Annotated in this window: 1 pseudogene; it reads left to right on the plus strand. The window is 73.2% G+C overall.

From position 1 onward, the window contains the following. Positions 1-186: 186 nt before the first annotated feature. A pseudogene (locus tag FV228_RS32495) lies at positions 187-477 on the plus strand (MATE family efflux transporter); the annotation flags it as partial.

Consider the following 477-nt stretch of genomic DNA (forward strand, 5'->3'; position numbering starts at 1 on the left):
CGCCTTGAGCACCGAGACCCGCGACCTGATCGGCAACGACCGGCGCGAGGCGGCCGAGCGGGTCCTCGACAAGCCCGCCCTCGCCCCGCAGGAGCCCGACGCCCCCGGAGCCGACGGCGAGGGTGAGGCCGAGCCGGAATCCGAGCTGGAATCGGAAGGCAGCGCCCGGGATGCATGAGCGTCCCGATGCCTGACGGCCTGCCCCCGGCCCCGGCGGGCCGGTTCGTCAGCGGCTCGATCCTCCGGCACGTGGTCGTGATGGCCGCCACCGGCTCCGTGGGGCTGATGGCGATCTTCGTGGTCGACCTGCTGTCGCTGTTCTACGTCTCGAAGCTCGGCGACCCGAACCTCACCGCGGCGATCGGCTTCGCGGCGATCGTGCAGTTCTTCGCCACCGCGGTGAATATCGGCCTGATGATCGCCGCCGGCGCGCTGGTCGGCAAGGCGGTGGGCGCGGGCGACCGGGCGGCGGCACGG

The sequence above is a fragment of the Methylobacterium sp. WL18 genome (genome assembly GCF_008040015.1).
Taxonomy (GTDB): Bacteria; Pseudomonadota; Alphaproteobacteria; order Rhizobiales; family Beijerinckiaceae; genus Methylobacterium; species Methylobacterium mesophilicum.